Genomic DNA, 14,808 nt, shown 5'->3' with positions numbered 1-14,808 from the left:
GCCGGCCATCATTCGCAACCTGTGATTCCTTGAACAGCAGCAGCGCGGACACTAGAGCCGTCATCTAGCGTTACGCGCCCGATCTATCCGTGGAGAGACGTGTCGATGAAGAGCATTTCCAACGCCCTGATGGCCACGCTGCTGGCAAGTGGCGCGACCCTGCTGGTCGCGCAGCCGGCACTGGCGAAGAAGGAAGAGAAGCAGCAGGCGGGCGCCCCGGCGCTGAAGCTGAGCAATGAAGTCCGCGGCCCCGCGGCGCAGGCGCAGACCGCGCTCGCGGCGAAGGACGTGGCGACAGCCGCCCCGCTGGTCGCCGCGGTCGAGGCGGCGGCGAAGACCGACGACGAAAAGTATATCGCGGCCGCACTGCGCCTGAATCTCGAGGCGATCCGCATGGACAGCGGCGGCAACGCCGATGCGCTGGTCGCGCCGCTCGACGCGCTTATCGCCAATGCGCGCACGCCGCAGGCCGACAAGGCGCGCTACGCCTATCAGCGCGGCATCATCGCCGCGAACAAGAAGGACAATGCCGGCGCGGCGGCGTTCTTCGAACAGGCGCGTCAGCTGGGCAACACCGATCCCAACCTGCCGCTGCAGATCGTCAAGCTGAAGATGGACGCGGGCGACACCGCCGGCGGCCTCGCCGAATTGACCAAGATGGTCGATGCGCAGACCGCCGCCGGCCAGAAGCCGACCGAGGACATCTACCGCTACGCCATCGCCAAGACCAATCAGAAGAAGATGAATGCGGAGACGATGGCGTGGATTCGCCGTTATCTCGCCGCTTATCCGACGATGAAGAACTGGCGCGACATGGTCGTCTTTTGGGGCATCCAGCCGCAGTCGGTCGTGACGCTCGACAAGCAGCAGAAGATCGACCTGTATCGCCTGCTGCGCCTCGGCAAGTCGCTGGCGGACCAGTATGACTACGAAATCTACGCGCAATGGGCGACCGACGTCGGCCTGCCGTGGGAATCGAAGACGATCCTGACCGAGGGCAAGGCCGCGGGCAAGGTGCCGGCCGACAGCGCCAATGCCACCGGCCTGCTGACTGCAGCGAACCGCTTCATCAGCAACGAGGGATCCCTGTCGGGGCTGGAGACGAAGGCCAAGGCGGCGGCGAACGGCAAGCTCGCCGCCGGCACCGCCGACGCCTATCTCGGCTCTGACCAATATGCCAAGGCGGTCGAACTGTACCGCGTCGCGCTCCAGAAGGGCGGCGTGGACGCCGACACCGTGAACACCCGCCTCGGCATCGCGCTGGCCCGCTCGGGCGACAAGGAAGGCGCGAAGGCGGCGTTCCAGGCGGTGAAGACCCCGCCGCGTTCGGACATCGCCGCATGGTGGATCGACTTCCTCGATCACCCGCCGGTCGGCTGAGCCATCCGGCGACGATGACGAAAGGGGGCGGCCCGGCGACGGGTCGCCCCTTTTTTCATGCTATTCGATCGGGACGCCGACCAACGACTTGGCGGTGCGGATCGTCAGCGACGACTTGACGCTCGCGACATTGGGCGCCGGTGTCAGCTTGGTCGTCAGAATGCGCTGGAAGCTCTCCAGGTCCGATGCGACGATCTTCAGGATGAAGTCGATCTCGCCGTTCAGCATGTGGCATTCGCGGATCTCGGGGATCGCGGCGACATGCGCCTCGAACGCCTCCAGATCGTGCTCGGCCTGGCTGCGCAGGCTGACCATCGCGAAGACGGTGATCGGGAAGCCCAACTGCGCCGCGTCGCATTCGGCGTGATAGCCGCGAATCACGCCTGCCTGCTCCAGCGCACGGACGCGCCGCAGACACGGCGGTGCCGTCAGGCCGACGCGCTCGGCCAGCTCAACATTGGTCATGCGGCCGTCCTCCTGCAGGAGCGAGAGGATTTCGCGGTCGATCCGGTCCAGGGTCATTACGCCTCACATCTGTCGATCGCGCATCATCGCGATAGCTTCGGAAAGTCTCGCTACAGGAAAATTACGCTCCAACGCAATTGTGCCAAGCTGCTACATTTGCACCGTAACCCGCAACTGCCCCGTATCGCGCGCGCCGTCGGCGGCATAAAGGTGGGGGACAGCGGTGCTCACGCGCTGCGGTCACGAGATAGAGGTAGGCGCGTTCGTGCGGTTCGATGACAGCCTGAAGACCGTTCTGGCCGCCGACGTTTCGACCGCTTTCGGCGCGCGTGCCGCGTTCCGCCAGCTGGTCGACCTGATCGGGCGTGGACGCGCGCCCGCCGATGCCGAATTGCTCGACCGGCTGCGCACGCTGCGCGACATGGTGTCGCTGGAGGTGCGGATGGCCTGCGCGCGCGGGCTGGCGCTGGCCGATCCGCCTGCCGCGCTGGTCGCGCTGTTCGCGGAGGACGCGCCGGAGGTGGTCGGCGCCACCCTGCTCGCCGCGCGGCTGGAGCCGGAGGATTGGGAGGCGCTGTTGCCGCGCGTCGGTCCGCTCGGCCGCAGCGTCCTGCGCCGCCGCCGCGACCTGCCGCCCAGCGTGATGCGCGCGCTCGATGCGTTCGGCGCGACCGATTTCGTGCTCGGGCATGACGGACCTGCGATCCCGGAGCCGGCGGCGCTGCCCGCCGATCCTGCACCGACCGCGGTCGAGGATCCGCTGGCGGCGGTCGCGGCGGCGATGCCCGCGGCGCACGACGTCGCCGACACACCGCCCGAACGGTTCGAGATCGCCGATCTGGTCCATCGTATCGAGGCGTTCCAGCGCGATCGTCCCCCGCCGGCACCCGCGCCGGTCGCGCCGTCGCCCGCCACGCCGCCGCGGCCGAGCGTGGGGGTCCGCGCCTTTCGCTTCGAAACCGACACCGCGGGCACGATCCGCTGGATCGACAGCGCCCCGCGCGGTGCGATCATCGGCCTGTCGCTCAGCCATGATAGCGCGGGCGGACAGGCGCTCAGCGTCGATGGCGTCGCGGCGGGCGCGTTCCGCAAGCGCGCGGCCTTCGCCGATGCGCGGCTGGCGGTGCCCGGCGAATCGGCGCTTGGTGGCGACTGGCGGATTTCCGGGGTGCCGGTGTTCGATCAGGCGACCGGCAGCTTCATCGGCTTTCGCGGCCGCGCGCGCCGCCCGCGCGCGGAGGAAACCGCCGCGCCGCCGCGGATGCCGTCGTCGGCGCCCGCCGCGCGCGCCGGTGCGGGGGCGGAGGGTCTGCGGCGGCTGGTCCACGAACTGCGCACGCCTACCAATGCGATCGCGGGCTTTTCCGAACTGATCGAACAGGAATTGCTGGGCCCCGTCGCGCCCGCCTATCGCGATCGCGCGGCGACGATCCGGCGGCATGTCGCCGGCCTGATCGGCGCGATCGAGGATCTCGACCTTGCCGCGCGGATCGAGGGTTCCGCGCTCGACCTGCGCGCCGATACGGTCGCGGTGTCGCCGCTCCTGTCGCGGGTCGCGCACGATCTGGCGCCGCTGGCGGGGTTGCGCGGCGGTGGCCTCGCGCTGCCGGCCCCGGTGGCGGGCGCCTGGTCGGTCGATTCGCACGCCGCGGAGCGGCTGGTGTCCCGCCTGTTCGCGACGTTGCTGGGCATGGTGGCTCCCGGCGAGATGCTGGATGTCGCGGTCGCGGCGCAGGGCGACCGGCTGGCGCTGTCGATCGCGCGTCCCGCGGCCCTGGTGGACCGTGACGAAGCCGCGCTCCTCGCCCTCGATGACGAGGATGCAGGCGAGGACGAAGGCGCGCCGCTGCTGGGGGCGGGCTTCGCGCTGCGGCTGGCGCGCAATCTGGCGGCGGAACTGGGCGGGCGACTGATGTTCGGCGCGGATCGCTTGACCTTGGAGCTGCCCGCGGCATTGAATGGCGACATGGAGCAGGCATCGACGTTCGCCCCGTGATCGGGTCCGGTGCCGCTTTCCCGCCGGTCGACGTCACGGCGCATCGCCTGCGCTTCGCCACCGATCCCGCGACATGTGTTCGCTGGCCGGCATCGTTCGGCCGCCGCTTCCTCGTCACCGTCGATGTGGAGGAGGAGTTCGACTGGTCGCGGCCGTTTTCCGGCGCGGCGCGGCAGGTGGCGGCGGTCGCCGCGCTCCCCGCGTGGCACGTCGCGATGCGCGACCGCGGCGTCGCGCCGGTCTATGTCGTCGATCATCCCGTCGCCACCGATCCCGCGGCCGCGGCGCTGATCGCGCCGCTGCTGACCGATGGCAGCGAGGCGGGCGCCCAGCTTCACCCCTGGGTCAACCCGCCCCAGGTCGAGGTGCCGGGCGAGCTGGCGTCCTTCGCCGGCAATCTGCCGGAGTCGGTGGAGGCGGCGAAGATCGACGAGCTGTTCGGCGCGCTCACCGCCGCGTTCGGGCGTGCGCCGCGGCTGTACCGCGCCGGCCGCTACGGTCTGGGTCCGGCGACGCTGCGGCTGCTGGCGGGGCGCGGGATCGCGGTCGATGCCTCGATGCGTGCGCGCTTCGATTACCGCGACCATGGCGGCCCCGATTTCACCGGCGTCGACGGCGCGGCGTTCCGCACCGTCGATGGCGTGATCGAACTGCCGCTGTCGGTCGTCTATACCGGGCTGCTCCACCGCGCCGGCCGCTGGCTTCATCCCGTGGCCACACGCGTGTCGCGCGGCGGCGGCGTGCTGGCGCGCACCGGCCTGCTCTCGCGCGTGCCGCTGACACCGGAGGGGACGCCGCTGCCCGACGCGGTCCGCGCGATCCGCCGGGCGGCGCGGGACGGCGCGCGGCTGCTGCAACTGGCGTTCCACTCGCCCTCGCTGGTGCCGGGCAACACGCCTTATGTCCGCGATGCGGCGGATCTGGCGCATTTTCATCGCTGGTGGGGCGGGGTGCTCGACGCGCTCGAACGCCACGGCTTCGCGCCGGTCACGCTGGACGAGGTGATCCGCGCCGTCTGACCATCACGCGGGGGCGACGCCCTCCACGGTCACGCGCCCGTCCGCCTCCAGCACGCCGGTGATGCGCACGCGCTTCTGCACATGGTCGACGGGCACGCGCGGCAGGTCGAGCCGATAGACCCCGCCGGCATCGCGCCGCAGGACGAGGGCGGCGCCGTCGCGCACCAGCAGCCCGCTTTCGCAGATGCGGCGGTCGCAGGCCGCATCGTCGCTGGCGTCCATGCCGTTCCTTTCCGACCGACGGTGGGCCCGGCAGGACTCGAACCCGCAACCTAGCCGTTATGAGCGGCCAGCTCTAACCATTGAGCTACAGGCCCCCCGTCGAGCTTCCCGTAGCGGTAGGCCCGGCCCGCTGGCAAGGGCGTCCGGGGGCGTCACCTACCGCCACCCCAGCGCGGGCGCGACATGCGTTAGGATGCTCTCGATCACATGCGCGTTGTAATCGACGCCCAGCTGGTTGGGCACGGTCAGCAACAGCGTGTCGGCCTCCGCGATCGCCTCGTCAGCGCGCAGCTGTGCGATCAACCTGTCCGGCTCGTCGGCATAGGATCGGCCGAACACCGCGCGCATATTGTCGATCTCGCCCACCTCGTCGCGGCTGTCGCCCCGCCCGAAATAGGCGCGGTCCTGGTCGTTGGTCAGCGCGAAGATCGACCGCGACACCGAAACGCGCGGCGCATGTTGATGGCCCGCTTCCGTCCAGGCGGTGCGATACGCGCGGATCTGCCGAGCCTGCTGGACGTGGAACGGCTCGCCGCCCTCGTCCGCCTTCAGCGTGGAGCTTTGCAGGTTCATCCCTTGTTGAGCGGCCCACACCGCGGTCGCGTCAGAGGCGGAACCCCACCAGATCCGCTCGCGCAGCCCCGGCGAATGCGGCTCGATGCGCAGCAGACCGGGCGGGTTGGGGAACATCGGGCGCGGGTTCGGCCTGGCGAAGCCTTCGCCCTTCAGGATCGCCAGGAACACCTCGGCATGGCGGCGCCCCATATCGGCGTCGCTCTCCCCCTCGGCAGGGGCGTAGCCGAAATAGCGCCAGCCCTCGACCACCTGTTCGGGCGATCCGCGGCTGATCCCCAGCTGCAACCGCCCGCCCGCGATCAGGTCCGCCGATCCGGCGTCCTCCGCCATGTAGAACGGATTTTCGTAGCGCATGTCGATCACGCCGGTGCCGATCTCGATCCGCGACGTCCTCGCCCCCACCGCCGCCAGCAGCGGGAAGGGGGAGGCGAGCTGCTGCGCGAAATGATGCACCCGGAAATAGGCGCCGTCCGCCCCCAGTTCCTCCGCGGCGACGGCGAGGTCTATCGACTGCAACAGCACGTCGCTCGCCGATCGCGTCGCTGATGTGGGGGAGGCGGACCAATGCCCGAACGACAGGAAACCGATGTTCTTCATGCTGCCGATATAGGCGCGGCGCGGGCGGCTGCACGCCGCCGATCGCGAAACCGATCGTTTCGGCGCGAGAAGGCGCGTTCGGCCATAGGACTTCGCCTGCGATTCCCCGGACGTTCGCGTTGCCGCCGCTGGTAGGCGTGCACGCTAAGTCGCCGCGTCGATCACCGACAAGGCATGGTCCACGAACCGACGCTTCTCACCGACCGGCGCAACATAGTGCAGCGCCTGGCGTGCTAAATCGGACGACCCGCCGCGGGCGATCATCCAGGCGGCAAGATAGGGTGCCGCGAGGCAGCCGCCGGCCGTCGCGATGTTGCCGTGCGCGGCGAACGGCGCATCGATGACGGTGACGCCGGCTTCCACGACCCACGGCTTGGTGGTGAGGTCGGTGCAGGCCGGCAGGTCGCCGATCAGGCCAAGCTTGGCCAGCAACAGCGTCCCCGAACACTGCGCTGCGATTAACTGCCGCGTGGGGTCGAGCCGCAAACGCGCCAGCATCGCCGCATCCGCGGCGATCTCGCGCGTGCGGACGCCGCTGCCGATCAGGACCGCATCCGCTTCCTCGACGAATTCGAGTGGTCGTTGGCGGTGGACGGTGACGCCGTTCAGTGACGTCGCCGTCTCGGTGGGCGCGGTGATGTGCGCGGTCCAGCCATGCGAGCGCAGCCGGTTGAGGATCGCGGCGGCGACGAAGGAGTCGAGTTCGTTGAAGCCGTCGAAGGTGAGGATTGCGACCTGCATCAGCCGTGCACCGAACCGCGGAACAGGGTCCGCGTCGCGCCGCTGACCCAGACCTGCCCGGCGTCGTCCTGCGAGACGTGGATGCGCCCGGTCCGCCCCAGCCGGGTGCCTTGCGCGGCGACGTAGCTGCCGCTCGCGCGGCCGCTGGCGAACAACCACTGGCCGACCGAGGCGTTGAGGCTGCCCGTCACCGGGTCTTCCAGCAGGCTGCCATGGCCCGGCGAGATGATCGCCCGCAGTTCGAACGCCACCTCGCTGCCCGGACGGTGCGGCCCGACCACACCGACGTTCAACGGCTGCGATCCCGCCTGTGGACAGGCAGGTTCGACCGCCAGCACCGCGTCGGCCGACGCCAGCATCACCGCCAGCCAACCCGGTCCGTTGTCCGCCCAGCTGGCATCGACGATCGCCTCCCGATCGATCCGCAACAGGTCCGCGACCCGCTCAGGTCGGCTTCGTCGGGCGTGCCGCCGCGCAGCAGTGGCGGGGCCGCGAAGGATAGCCGATCCGCGTCACGGCGGATCGCCACCAGCCCGACACCGCATTGCTGCACGACCACGCCGTCTCGCTTCGGCTGCCCGCCCGCCTCCAGCCAGGCATGCGCACTTCCCAGCGTCGGGTGTCCGGCGAAGGGTAATTCGCGCTCGCGGGTGAAGATCCGGACGCGATAATCGGCGGCCGTGTCGTCGGGCTGGAGCAGGAACGTCGTCTCCGCGAAATCCAGCCAGTTGGCCATGCGCTGCATCTCCTCGGCCGACAGCCCTTGCGCATCGGCGATCACCGCGAGCGGGTTGCCGGTCAGCGGGTCGGTGCCGAACACGTCGACGAGGCGGAAGGGGCGGGTCACGGCGGCATATCTCCTGTTGACGACGTCCCGACGTAGCCGCTTGCGGGCTGGCGCGAACAGGAACGGATCGATACGATCCGACCGAACTGTATTGGTGAAAGGTGCAGCACGGTGGCGGCCCGGCCTGACGAAACGCGCACGGCGATGGTGGCGCGCACGATCCGCGATCGTATCGAGGCGCGCACGCTCACGCCCGGCGCGCGGCTTCCCTCGATCCGCGCCATGGCGGAGGCGAGCGGCGTCGCACGCTCGACCGTGGTCGAGGCCTATGAGCGACTGGCCGGCGATGGCGTGATCCGTTCGCGGCCTGGATCCGGCTTCTACGTCGCCGCGCCGCTCGCCCCGCTGACACTCGACCGGCTTGCGCCCGTGCCAGAACGCGAGGTCGACCCGCTGTGGATGTTGCGCCAGTCACTGCGTGACGATCGGCACGACCTAAAGCCGGGATGCGGCTGGCTGCCCGACAACTGGCTCGCGGGGGACGCGTTGCGCAAAGCGATGCGCGGCATGGCGCGGACGATCGATGATGGCACGCTGGCCGGCTATGCCTCTCCGCGCGGCTCATTGCCGCTCCGGACGCTGCTGGCGCGGCGGATGGCGGACCAGGGGATCGAAACCGGCCCCGACCAGATCCTGCTGACCGACAGCGGCACGCACGCACTCGACCTGGTGTGCCGGTTCCTGCTTCAGCCAGGGGATACCGTGCTGGTCGACGATCCGTGCTATTTCAATTTTCTGGCATTGTTACGGGCGCACCGGGCCAAGGTGATCGGCGCGCCGATGACGCCGGGCGGACCCGACGTCGTCGCCTTCGCCGAGGCCGCCGCGGCGCATCGGCCGCGCTTCTATCTGACGAACTCGGGCGTCCATAACCCAACGGGGGCAGCGCTCACCGCGGCCACCGCGCACCGGCTGCTCAAGATCGCCGATGCGCACGACATGGTCATCATCGAGGACGACATTTTCGCCGATTTCGAACATGCGCCGTCGGCGCGGCTGGCCGCGTTCGACGGCCTCGACCGCACGATCCGCATCGGCAGCTTCTCGAAATCGCTGTCCGCAGCGGTGCGCTGCGGCCACATCGCGGCGCGGCCGGACTGGATCGAGGCGCTCGCCGACCTGCGCATCGCCACGTCGATGGCGGGCAGCCCGCTCGCCGCCAGCCTGCTCCACACCGTGCTGACCGATGGCAGCTATCGCCGCCATGTCGAGGGCATTCGGGCACGGCTGGCCCGCGCGACCGCCAGGGTCGCGAGGCGGCTGCGGGACGTCGGTGTCGAGCCGTGGATCGAGCCGGCGGCCGGCATCTTCCTATGGGCGCGGCTGCCGGGTGGCGCGGATGCCGTCGATCTTGCCCGCCGGGCCGTTGCGCAAGGGATCGTGCTGGCGCCGGGGCCGGTCTTCAGCACCAGCGGGGGATGGCGCGATCACATGCGCTTCAACGTCGCGATGAGCGATGACGATCGGCTGTACGCGTTTCTGAAAGGTGCCGCGTAGATGAAGGCGCTTTGATGCCGGACTCGGATATATTGACCGAAGGCGATCCGACGCCATCCTCGCTCGCCATGGATATGTCTCGAAGGGACGCGCGTCGGATCGTATTGGCGGCACAGGGGTTCAGCCGTTCGCACCCCGCGCGCCCGTCGAAGCGCCACTTGCGCAGCCTTGCCGACCGGCTCCACCTCTTCCAGATCGACAGCGTCAACGTTCTGACGCGGGCGCATTATCTGCCGGCCTTTGCCCGGATCGGCGGTTATGACCGTGCGCTGCTGGAGGATGATGCGTGGGGTCCGCTACGTCAGCGCCGGATGTTCGAATATTGGGCGCACGAGGCGTCGTTGCTGCCGCTCGAACTGCACCCGCTGCTCCGCTGGCGGATGGCGCGGGCGGAGCGGGGCGAGATCGGTTATCAGGCGCTGCGTCGTTTCGCGGTCGACCGCCGCGCCGAGGCAGATACGGTGCTCGAACGGATCGCCGCTGAAGGTCCGCTGGCGGCCGCCGATTTCGAGAACGGGGCGAGCCGCAGCGGCTGGTGGGAATGGAGCCACGTCAAGCACGCGCTGGAATGGCTGTTCTGGTCCGGGCGGATCACGACCGCGACGCGGCGGGGCAGCTTCGCGCGCCTCTACGACCTGACCGAGCGGGTCATCCCGCCGGCGGCGATGGCGCTCCCCACGCCATCGGCCGAGGCGGCGCAGCGCGCACTGGTCGAACGCAGCGCCCGTGCGCTGGGCGTCGCCACCGCCAGCGACCTGCGCGACTATTTCCGGCTGAAGCCGATCGAGGCGGATCACGCCATCGCCGATCTGGCCGAGGATGGCGTACTGGTGCCGGTCCGGGTCGAAGGGTGGAGCCAGAAGGCCTGGATGCACCGCGACGCGCGCGTATCACGCCGCGCGCGCAGTGCGGCGTTGCTGGCGCCGTTCGATCCGCTGATCTGGGAGCGGGCCCGCACCGAGCGCCTGTTCGGCTTCCGTTATCGCATCGAGATCTATGTGCCGCAGGACCGCCGCACGCACGGCTATTACGTGCTGCCCTTCCTGATGGACGAAGCGCTGGTCGCGCGGGTCGATCTGAAGGCCGACCGACAGGCCGGGCTGCTGCTCGCACACCGCATCACGCTGGAACCCGCGGCCCCCGCCGATACCCTGGAGCGTCTACAAATCGAGCTGGATCGGATGGCGGCCTGGCTCGGCCTGGGGGTGGTCCGGGTGGGCGTGGTGGCGCGCACCGATTGAGGTCGCATCGCCCGGCCACGGCTGGCAACGGAGGTGGGACGGCGAGCGCTTCCGGCGCGATGGGTGGGCCGTTTGTGGGCGAAGGGGCTGTGATCGCCGAGCACTTCACCGCTCCACACCAGTGCAGGGCGTCGCTCAGTCGGTCGAGAGCGGCAGGGCTCTCCCGCCACCATGGCTGTTCGCTGCCACCGCGAAACCTCGGCTTCGCCAATGCCAAACAATGGCGCAAATAGCTGCGACCGCGCGCACGACGGTTCCCGATCGCCGGGTTGGCGACGTGAAATCAGTAACTTGGCGGGAGTTGGTCGGGGAGACAGGATTCCTCCAAATTTTCCCCGGCCCGCTAAGTCGTTGATTCCACGTCAACGACCAACTCGTCTGTCCGCGAGTTGCACAGCGATGGGTACAAAAGGGTCCGCAAAATGGCAAGCGGCCGATGATCGGTCGGCGGTATTTTTCAACCGCCGATCGATGGCGAATCCAGGAGGTGAATCCTGTCCGGCACCGTCACGGGACTGTGGGCCGATGGGGTCTTACTTCCCGTCACCCATCCGTTTGGCGCACCGCGCCACCCAGTCGCGGATCGCCGGGTCGGCGGGCATCATGTCGGTAAACCAGAAGAACGGCGAACTGCACAGCATGTCGGCGGCGGAGAAGCGCTCGCCGAGCAGCCAAGGCCCCTTGCGGAGTGGCTCGGCCAGTCGCTCGATCATCGTATCGAAGTCGCGCAGACCGGCGGTGATCGCGGGATGGCTGACGTTCGCCCACTTCAGGATCAGCAGCGGTTCGATGACGCCCTGATAGTAGGACAGCCACGACAGATAGGCGCCGCGCCGGGCCTCACCGGGCAACGGCCCGAGCCCGGCATCGGGATAGGCGTCGGTCAGGTAGAGCATGATCGCGCCGCGCTCGCGCACCGCATCGTCGCCGTCGGTCAGATAGGGCACCTTGCCCTCCGGGTGCGGATTGGCGGGATCGGGGCTGCCCGCCCCGTCCTGTCGCGCGATTCTCACCTCGCGCATCTCGATGTCGGCATCGAGCATTCGGACGAGCGCGACGACCGTGTCGGACCGGGAATTGGGCGAGTAATAGAGGGTGCGCATCGATTGCTCCTTGCGTTGGATGACGCCGTCCATTTACCGAGAGGCTCCTGACAGTTTCGGGCAGTAGGGATGGCACGATCGGATCGGTTGATGCGGTTGCTCGACGCGTTGCGGCGGCTACCCAAGCCAGTGACGGCAACCCGCCTCGCGGCGGAGACGGAAGTGTCGACGCGGCAGCTCTATCGCGACATTGCCACTCTGCGGGCCGGCGGTGTGCTGATCGACGGGACGGCGGGCTACGGTTACACGCTGACCGAGGACCCGGCCTTGCCGCCGCAAAGCTTCTCTCGGCTGGAGATCGAGGCGCTGATGCTCGGCGTCGCGAGTCTCGGCGACTTCGGCGACGAGCCGCTGGCGACGGCGGGGCGCAATGCGCTGGCGCGGATCGTCGCCACCTTGCCCGACCGGCAGGCGCGGCAAGCCGCACACGCGACGATGCGATCGTGGCGCCCGCCGGAGCCCCGCGCTGCCATCACGATCGACCTCGATCTGTTGCGCGAAGCCTGCTGGGACGAGTTCAGCGTCCGGATCGCTTATCGGGACGCGAAGGGACGGCGGACCGAGCGCGAGATCCTGCCACTCGGCATGTCCTACAGCCCGAAGACGCTGATGCTGGTGGGCTGGTGCCTGTTGCGCGAGGCGCATAGGACGTTTGAGGTGCCGCGGATCGAGGCGCTGGAGCGTGGCGGACACAGTTTCCGCCCCCGCCGGGTGCAGCTTCTGCGAGATTATGTCGTACTGCGGACGGCGGAATGGAAGCGGCAGGAGGAACAGGCGCGGACTTCGTCGTGACAGCTTTGCCCGCATGGCCTAGCTTCGGCCGATGGCATCCGGCGACTGGACCGATCAACAAAATGACGCGATCGTCGCCGACTATTTCGCGATGCTGGCCGATGATGAGGCGGGCCGCCCCTATAGCAAGGCCGAGCATAATCGTCGGTTGCAGGCGGCGATCGGAAGGCCGCGCGGGTCAATTGAATACAAGCATCAGAATATCAGTGCCGTCCTAAAGGGGCTCGGTGAGGATTGGATCCCCGGCTACAAGCCCGCCTTCAACTTCCAGAGCTCGCTGGCCGATGCCGTGGCGCGCTGGCTGGCTGCGCATCCGACGTGGCTGTCACCCGAGACGCGCCTGTCGCTAGCCGGGGAACCGTCGCCGTCGCGTGTGCGGGAAGCGTCGACCCTGTGGATCGGCCCGCCGCCTACGCTCGGCAACGTTCCGCCTCCGGATGAACTGGAACAGATGCAGCATATCGCCCGGCGCTTCGACGTGGCGGAGCGCGATGCCCGCAACCGTGCGCTCGGTCGCGCTGGCGAGGAGCGTATCGTCCTTCACGAACGATCGTCGCTTATTGCCGCCGGGCGCGACGATCTGGCCGATCGCGTCCGCTGGGTTTCGGACCAGGATGGCGATGGCGCCGGCTATGACATCGCTAGCTTCGAGATCGATGGTCGTCCTCGCCTTATAGAGGTGAAGACCACCAATGGATGGGAGCGCACGCCCTTTCACATCAGCCGCAACGAACTGTCCGTGTCGGAAGAGCATCGCCGCGATTGGTGCCTTGTGCGGCTCTGGAACTTCGCCCGAGATCCACGCGGGTTCGAGTTGCGGCCGCCGCTGCACGCGCATGTGTCACTGATGCCGACCAGTTTTCAGGCCAGCTTTAGGGACTAAGGCTGGGCGCCAATCACGGATAGCGCGTGCTCGACGAAGCGGTCCTTCTCGCCGACCGGCGCGACATAGTGCAGCGCCTCGCGCGCAAGGTCGGGCGAGCCGCCGCGCGCGATCATCCAGGCGGCGAGGTATGGCGCCGCGAGGCAGCCGCCGGCCGTGGCGACGTTGCCGTGCGCGGCGAAGGGGGCGTCGATGACCGTGACGCCGGCCTCGACGACCCACGGCTTGCTGGTTAGATCGGTGCAGGCCGGCAGGTCTCCGATCAGCCCCAGCTTCGCCAGCAGCAGCGTGCCCGAACATTGAGCCGCGATCAGATGTCGCGTCGGATCGAGGCGCAGTTGCGCCAGTATCGCGGGGTCGGCGGCAATCTCGCGGGTGCGATAGCCGCTGCCGATCAGGACTGCGTCCGCCTCCTCGACGAAACCGAGCGGCTGTTGGCGGTCGACGGTCACGCCGTTCAGCGACGTCACCGTATCGGTGGGCGCGGTGATGTGCGCGGTCCAGCCTTGCGGGCGCAGCCGGTTGAGGATCGCGGCGGCGACGAAGGAGTCGAGTTCGTTGAAGCCGTCGAAGGTGAGGACCGCGACCTGCATCAGCCTTGCACCGAACCGCGGAACAGGGTCCGCGTCGCGCCGGCGACCCATACTTGCCCGGCGTCGTCCTGCGAAACGTGGATGCGCCCGGTGCGGCCCAGCCGGGTGCCTTGCGCGGCGACGTAGCTGCCGGTCGCGCGGCCGCTTGCGAACAGCCACTGGCCGACCGATGCGTTGAGGCTGCCGGTGACCGGGTCTTCCAGCAGGCTGCCGTGGCCCGGCGAAATGATCGCGCGCACCTCGAACGATGCGACGCCACCAGGTCGATGCGGCCCGACCACGCCGACGTTCAGCCGCTCCGATCCCGCTGGCGGACAGACCGGCTCCACCGCGAGCACCGCGTCGGCCGACTCCAGCATGACAGCCAGCCAGCCCGGTCCGTTATCCGCCCAGCTGGCGTCGACGATCGCACCGCGGTCAATCCGCAGCAGGTCCGCGACCCGCATTAGATCCGCTTCGTCGGGCGCGCCGCCCCGCAGCAGTTCCGGGGCAGCGAAGGACAGGCGATCGTCATTACGGCGGATTGTCACCAGCCCGACGCCGCACTGCTGCACGACCACGCCGTCCTGCTTCGGCTGCCCGCCCACTTCGAGCCAGGTGTGCGCGCTCCCCAACGTCGGATGTCCCGCGAAGGGTAGCTCGCGCTCGCGGGTGAAGATCCGGACGCGATAATCGGCGGCCGTGTCGTCGGGCTGGAGCAGGAACGTCGTCTCCGCGAAGTCGAGCCAATTGGCCATGCGCTGCATGTCCTCGCCCGACAGCCCCTCTGCGTCGACGATCACGGCGAGCGGGTTGCCGGTCAGCGGGTCGGTGCCGAACACGTCGACGAGGTGGAACGGGCGGGTCACGGGCGGGC

Annotated in this window: 16 protein-coding genes and 1 tRNA gene; 7 read left to right on the top strand and 10 right to left on the bottom strand. The window is 69.0% G+C overall.

The window, feature by feature from the left end; all coding sequences use genetic code 11:
- The first annotated feature begins 105 nt into the window (after positions 1-105).
- On the top strand, positions 106-1,380 hold the full coding sequence (locus COA17_RS11990; RefSeq protein WP_096612674.1) for a hypothetical protein: 1,275 nt from the start codon (positions 106-108) through the stop codon (positions 1,378-1,380).
- A gap of 60 nt (positions 1,381-1,440) precedes the next feature.
- Here the strand turns inward: COA17_RS11990 and COA17_RS11985 are convergent, their stop codons facing one another.
- Complete coding sequence (locus COA17_RS11985; protein ID WP_066487973.1) at positions 1,441-1,902, bottom strand: Lrp/AsnC family transcriptional regulator; 462 nt, start codon at positions 1,900-1,902, stop codon at positions 1,441-1,443.
- A gap of 208 nt (positions 1,903-2,110) precedes the next feature.
- Here COA17_RS11985 and COA17_RS11980 point away from each other — a divergent pair, with 208 nt between their 5' ends.
- Both COA17_RS11980 and COA17_RS11975 read left to right on the top strand, forming a co-directional pair.
- Positions 2,111-3,841, top strand: a complete 1,731-nt coding sequence (locus COA17_RS11980; protein WP_096612672.1) for a histidine kinase — start codon at positions 2,111-2,113, stop codon at positions 3,839-3,841.
- Complete coding sequence (locus COA17_RS11975) at positions 3,838-4,860, top strand: polysaccharide deacetylase family protein (protein WP_245857739.1); 1,023 nt, start codon at positions 3,838-3,840, stop codon at positions 4,858-4,860. The genes COA17_RS11980 and COA17_RS11975 overlap by 4 nt, the downstream gene beginning before the upstream one ends.
- 3 nt (positions 4,861-4,863) lie before the next feature.
- Here COA17_RS11975 and COA17_RS11970 read toward each other — a convergent pair whose 3' ends face one another.
- From COA17_RS11970 to COA17_RS20115, 6 genes are all read right to left on the bottom strand, one after another.
- Positions 4,864-5,082, bottom strand: coding sequence for a DUF5818 domain-containing protein (locus COA17_RS11970; RefSeq protein WP_096612670.1), 219 nt, complete (start codon positions 5,080-5,082; stop codon positions 4,864-4,866).
- 22 nt (positions 5,083-5,104) lie between these two features.
- Positions 5,105-5,177, bottom strand: a tRNA-Ile gene (locus COA17_RS11965).
- A gap of 61 nt (positions 5,178-5,238) precedes the next feature.
- Positions 5,239-6,255 (bottom strand): LLM class flavin-dependent oxidoreductase, encoded by a 1,017-nt coding sequence (locus tag COA17_RS11960; protein WP_096612668.1) that lies wholly within the window; start codon positions 6,253-6,255, stop codon positions 5,239-5,241.
- Positions 6,256-6,399: 144 nt separating this feature from the next.
- On the bottom strand, positions 6,400-6,996 hold the full coding sequence (locus tag COA17_RS11955; RefSeq protein ID WP_096612666.1) for a DJ-1/PfpI family protein: 597 nt from the start codon (positions 6,994-6,996) through the stop codon (positions 6,400-6,402).
- Entirely contained in the window at positions 6,996-7,424 is a 429-nt protein-coding gene (locus COA17_RS20120) for a PhzF family phenazine biosynthesis protein (protein ID WP_342746869.1), read from the bottom strand. Before COA17_RS20120 ends, COA17_RS11955 begins: the two co-directional genes overlap by 1 nt.
- The gene (locus tag COA17_RS20115; RefSeq protein WP_342746868.1) at positions 7,355-7,843 is read right to left on the bottom strand and encodes a PhzF family phenazine biosynthesis protein; all 489 of its coding nucleotides are present in this window, start codon (positions 7,841-7,843) and stop codon (positions 7,355-7,357) included. Before COA17_RS20115 ends, COA17_RS20120 begins: the two co-directional genes overlap by 70 nt.
- Positions 7,844-7,954: 111 nt before the next feature.
- On the opposite strand from COA17_RS20115, the gene COA17_RS11945 reads away from it, so the two are divergent.
- Entirely contained in the window at positions 7,955-9,340 is a 1,386-nt protein-coding gene (locus tag COA17_RS11945; protein WP_245857736.1) for an aminotransferase-like domain-containing protein, read from the top strand.
- Between the two features lie 14 nt (positions 9,341-9,354).
- The gene (locus COA17_RS11940; RefSeq protein WP_096612664.1) at positions 9,355-10,581 is read left to right on the top strand and encodes a winged helix-turn-helix domain-containing protein; all 1,227 of its coding nucleotides are present in this window, start codon (positions 9,355-9,357) and stop codon (positions 10,579-10,581) included.
- 533 nt (positions 10,582-11,114) lie between these two features.
- Here COA17_RS11940 and COA17_RS11935 read toward each other — a convergent pair.
- Positions 11,115-11,684, bottom strand: a complete 570-nt coding sequence (locus COA17_RS11935; protein ID WP_096612769.1) for a glutathione S-transferase family protein — start codon at positions 11,682-11,684, stop codon at positions 11,115-11,117.
- A gap of 90 nt (positions 11,685-11,774) precedes the next feature.
- On the opposite strand from COA17_RS11935, the gene COA17_RS11930 reads away from it, so the two are divergent.
- Positions 11,775-12,476 carry a helix-turn-helix transcriptional regulator gene (locus COA17_RS11930; protein WP_245857734.1) on the top strand — a complete coding sequence of 234 codons (702 nt, stop codon included), beginning with the start codon at positions 11,775-11,777 and terminating at the stop codon, positions 12,474-12,476.
- Between the two features lie 31 nt (positions 12,477-12,507).
- Positions 12,508-13,359 carry a protein NO VEIN domain-containing protein gene (locus COA17_RS11925; RefSeq protein WP_096612660.1) on the top strand — a complete coding sequence of 284 codons (852 nt, stop codon included), beginning with the start codon at positions 12,508-12,510 and terminating at the stop codon, positions 13,357-13,359.
- On the opposite strand, the gene COA17_RS11920 is transcribed toward COA17_RS11925, so the two are convergent.
- Complete coding sequence (locus COA17_RS11920; protein WP_096612658.1) at positions 13,356-13,952, bottom strand: DJ-1/PfpI family protein; 597 nt, start codon at positions 13,950-13,952, stop codon at positions 13,356-13,358. The two genes, COA17_RS11925 and COA17_RS11920, sit on opposite strands and share 4 nt — an antisense overlap.
- Complete coding sequence (locus COA17_RS11915) at positions 13,952-14,800, bottom strand: PhzF family phenazine biosynthesis protein (RefSeq protein ID WP_096612656.1); 849 nt, start codon at positions 14,798-14,800, stop codon at positions 13,952-13,954. Before COA17_RS11915 ends, COA17_RS11920 begins: the two co-directional genes overlap by 1 nt.
- Positions 14,801-14,808: the final 8 nt, after the last annotated feature.

The sequence above is a fragment of the Sphingomonas ginsenosidimutans genome, assembly GCF_002374835.1.
GTDB classification, from domain to species: Bacteria; Pseudomonadota; Alphaproteobacteria; order Sphingomonadales; family Sphingomonadaceae; genus Sphingomonas; species Sphingomonas ginsenosidimutans.
Note: the sequence above shows the minus strand (reverse complement) of the source record. Positions and strands in the feature narration are given on the sequence as shown.

Bases quoted from the DNA above. Each gene is read 5' to 3' on its own strand.
- COA17_RS11990 (WP_096612674.1), top strand. From the start codon at position 106: ATGAAGAGCATTTCCAACGCCCTGATGGCCACGCTGCTGGCAAGTGGC.
- COA17_RS11985 (WP_066487973.1), bottom strand. From the start codon at position 1,902: ATGACCCTGGACCGGATCGACCGCGAAATCCTCTCGCTCCTGCAGGAG.
- COA17_RS11970 (WP_096612670.1), bottom strand. From the start codon at position 5,082: ATGGACGCCAGCGACGATGCGGCCTGCGACCGCCGCATCTGCGAAAGC.
- COA17_RS11960 (WP_096612668.1), bottom strand. From the start codon at position 6,255: ATGAAGAACATCGGTTTCCTGTCGTTCGGGCATTGGTCCGCCTCCCCC.
- COA17_RS11955 (WP_096612666.1), bottom strand. From the start codon at position 6,996: ATGCAGGTCGCAATCCTCACCTTCGACGGCTTCAACGAACTCGACTCC.
- COA17_RS11940 (WP_096612664.1), top strand. From the start codon at position 9,355: ATGCCGGACTCGGATATATTGACCGAAGGCGATCCGACGCCATCCTCG.
- COA17_RS11935 (WP_096612769.1), bottom strand. From the start codon at position 11,684: ATGCGCACCCTCTATTACTCGCCCAATTCCCGGTCCGACACGGTCGTC.
- COA17_RS11930 (WP_245857734.1), top strand. From the start codon at position 11,775: ATGCGGTTGCTCGACGCGTTGCGGCGGCTACCCAAGCCAGTGACGGCA.
- COA17_RS11925 (WP_096612660.1), top strand. From the start codon at position 12,508: ATGGCATCCGGCGACTGGACCGATCAACAAAATGACGCGATCGTCGCC.
- COA17_RS11920 (WP_096612658.1), bottom strand. From the start codon at position 13,952: ATGCAGGTCGCGGTCCTCACCTTCGACGGCTTCAACGAACTCGACTCC.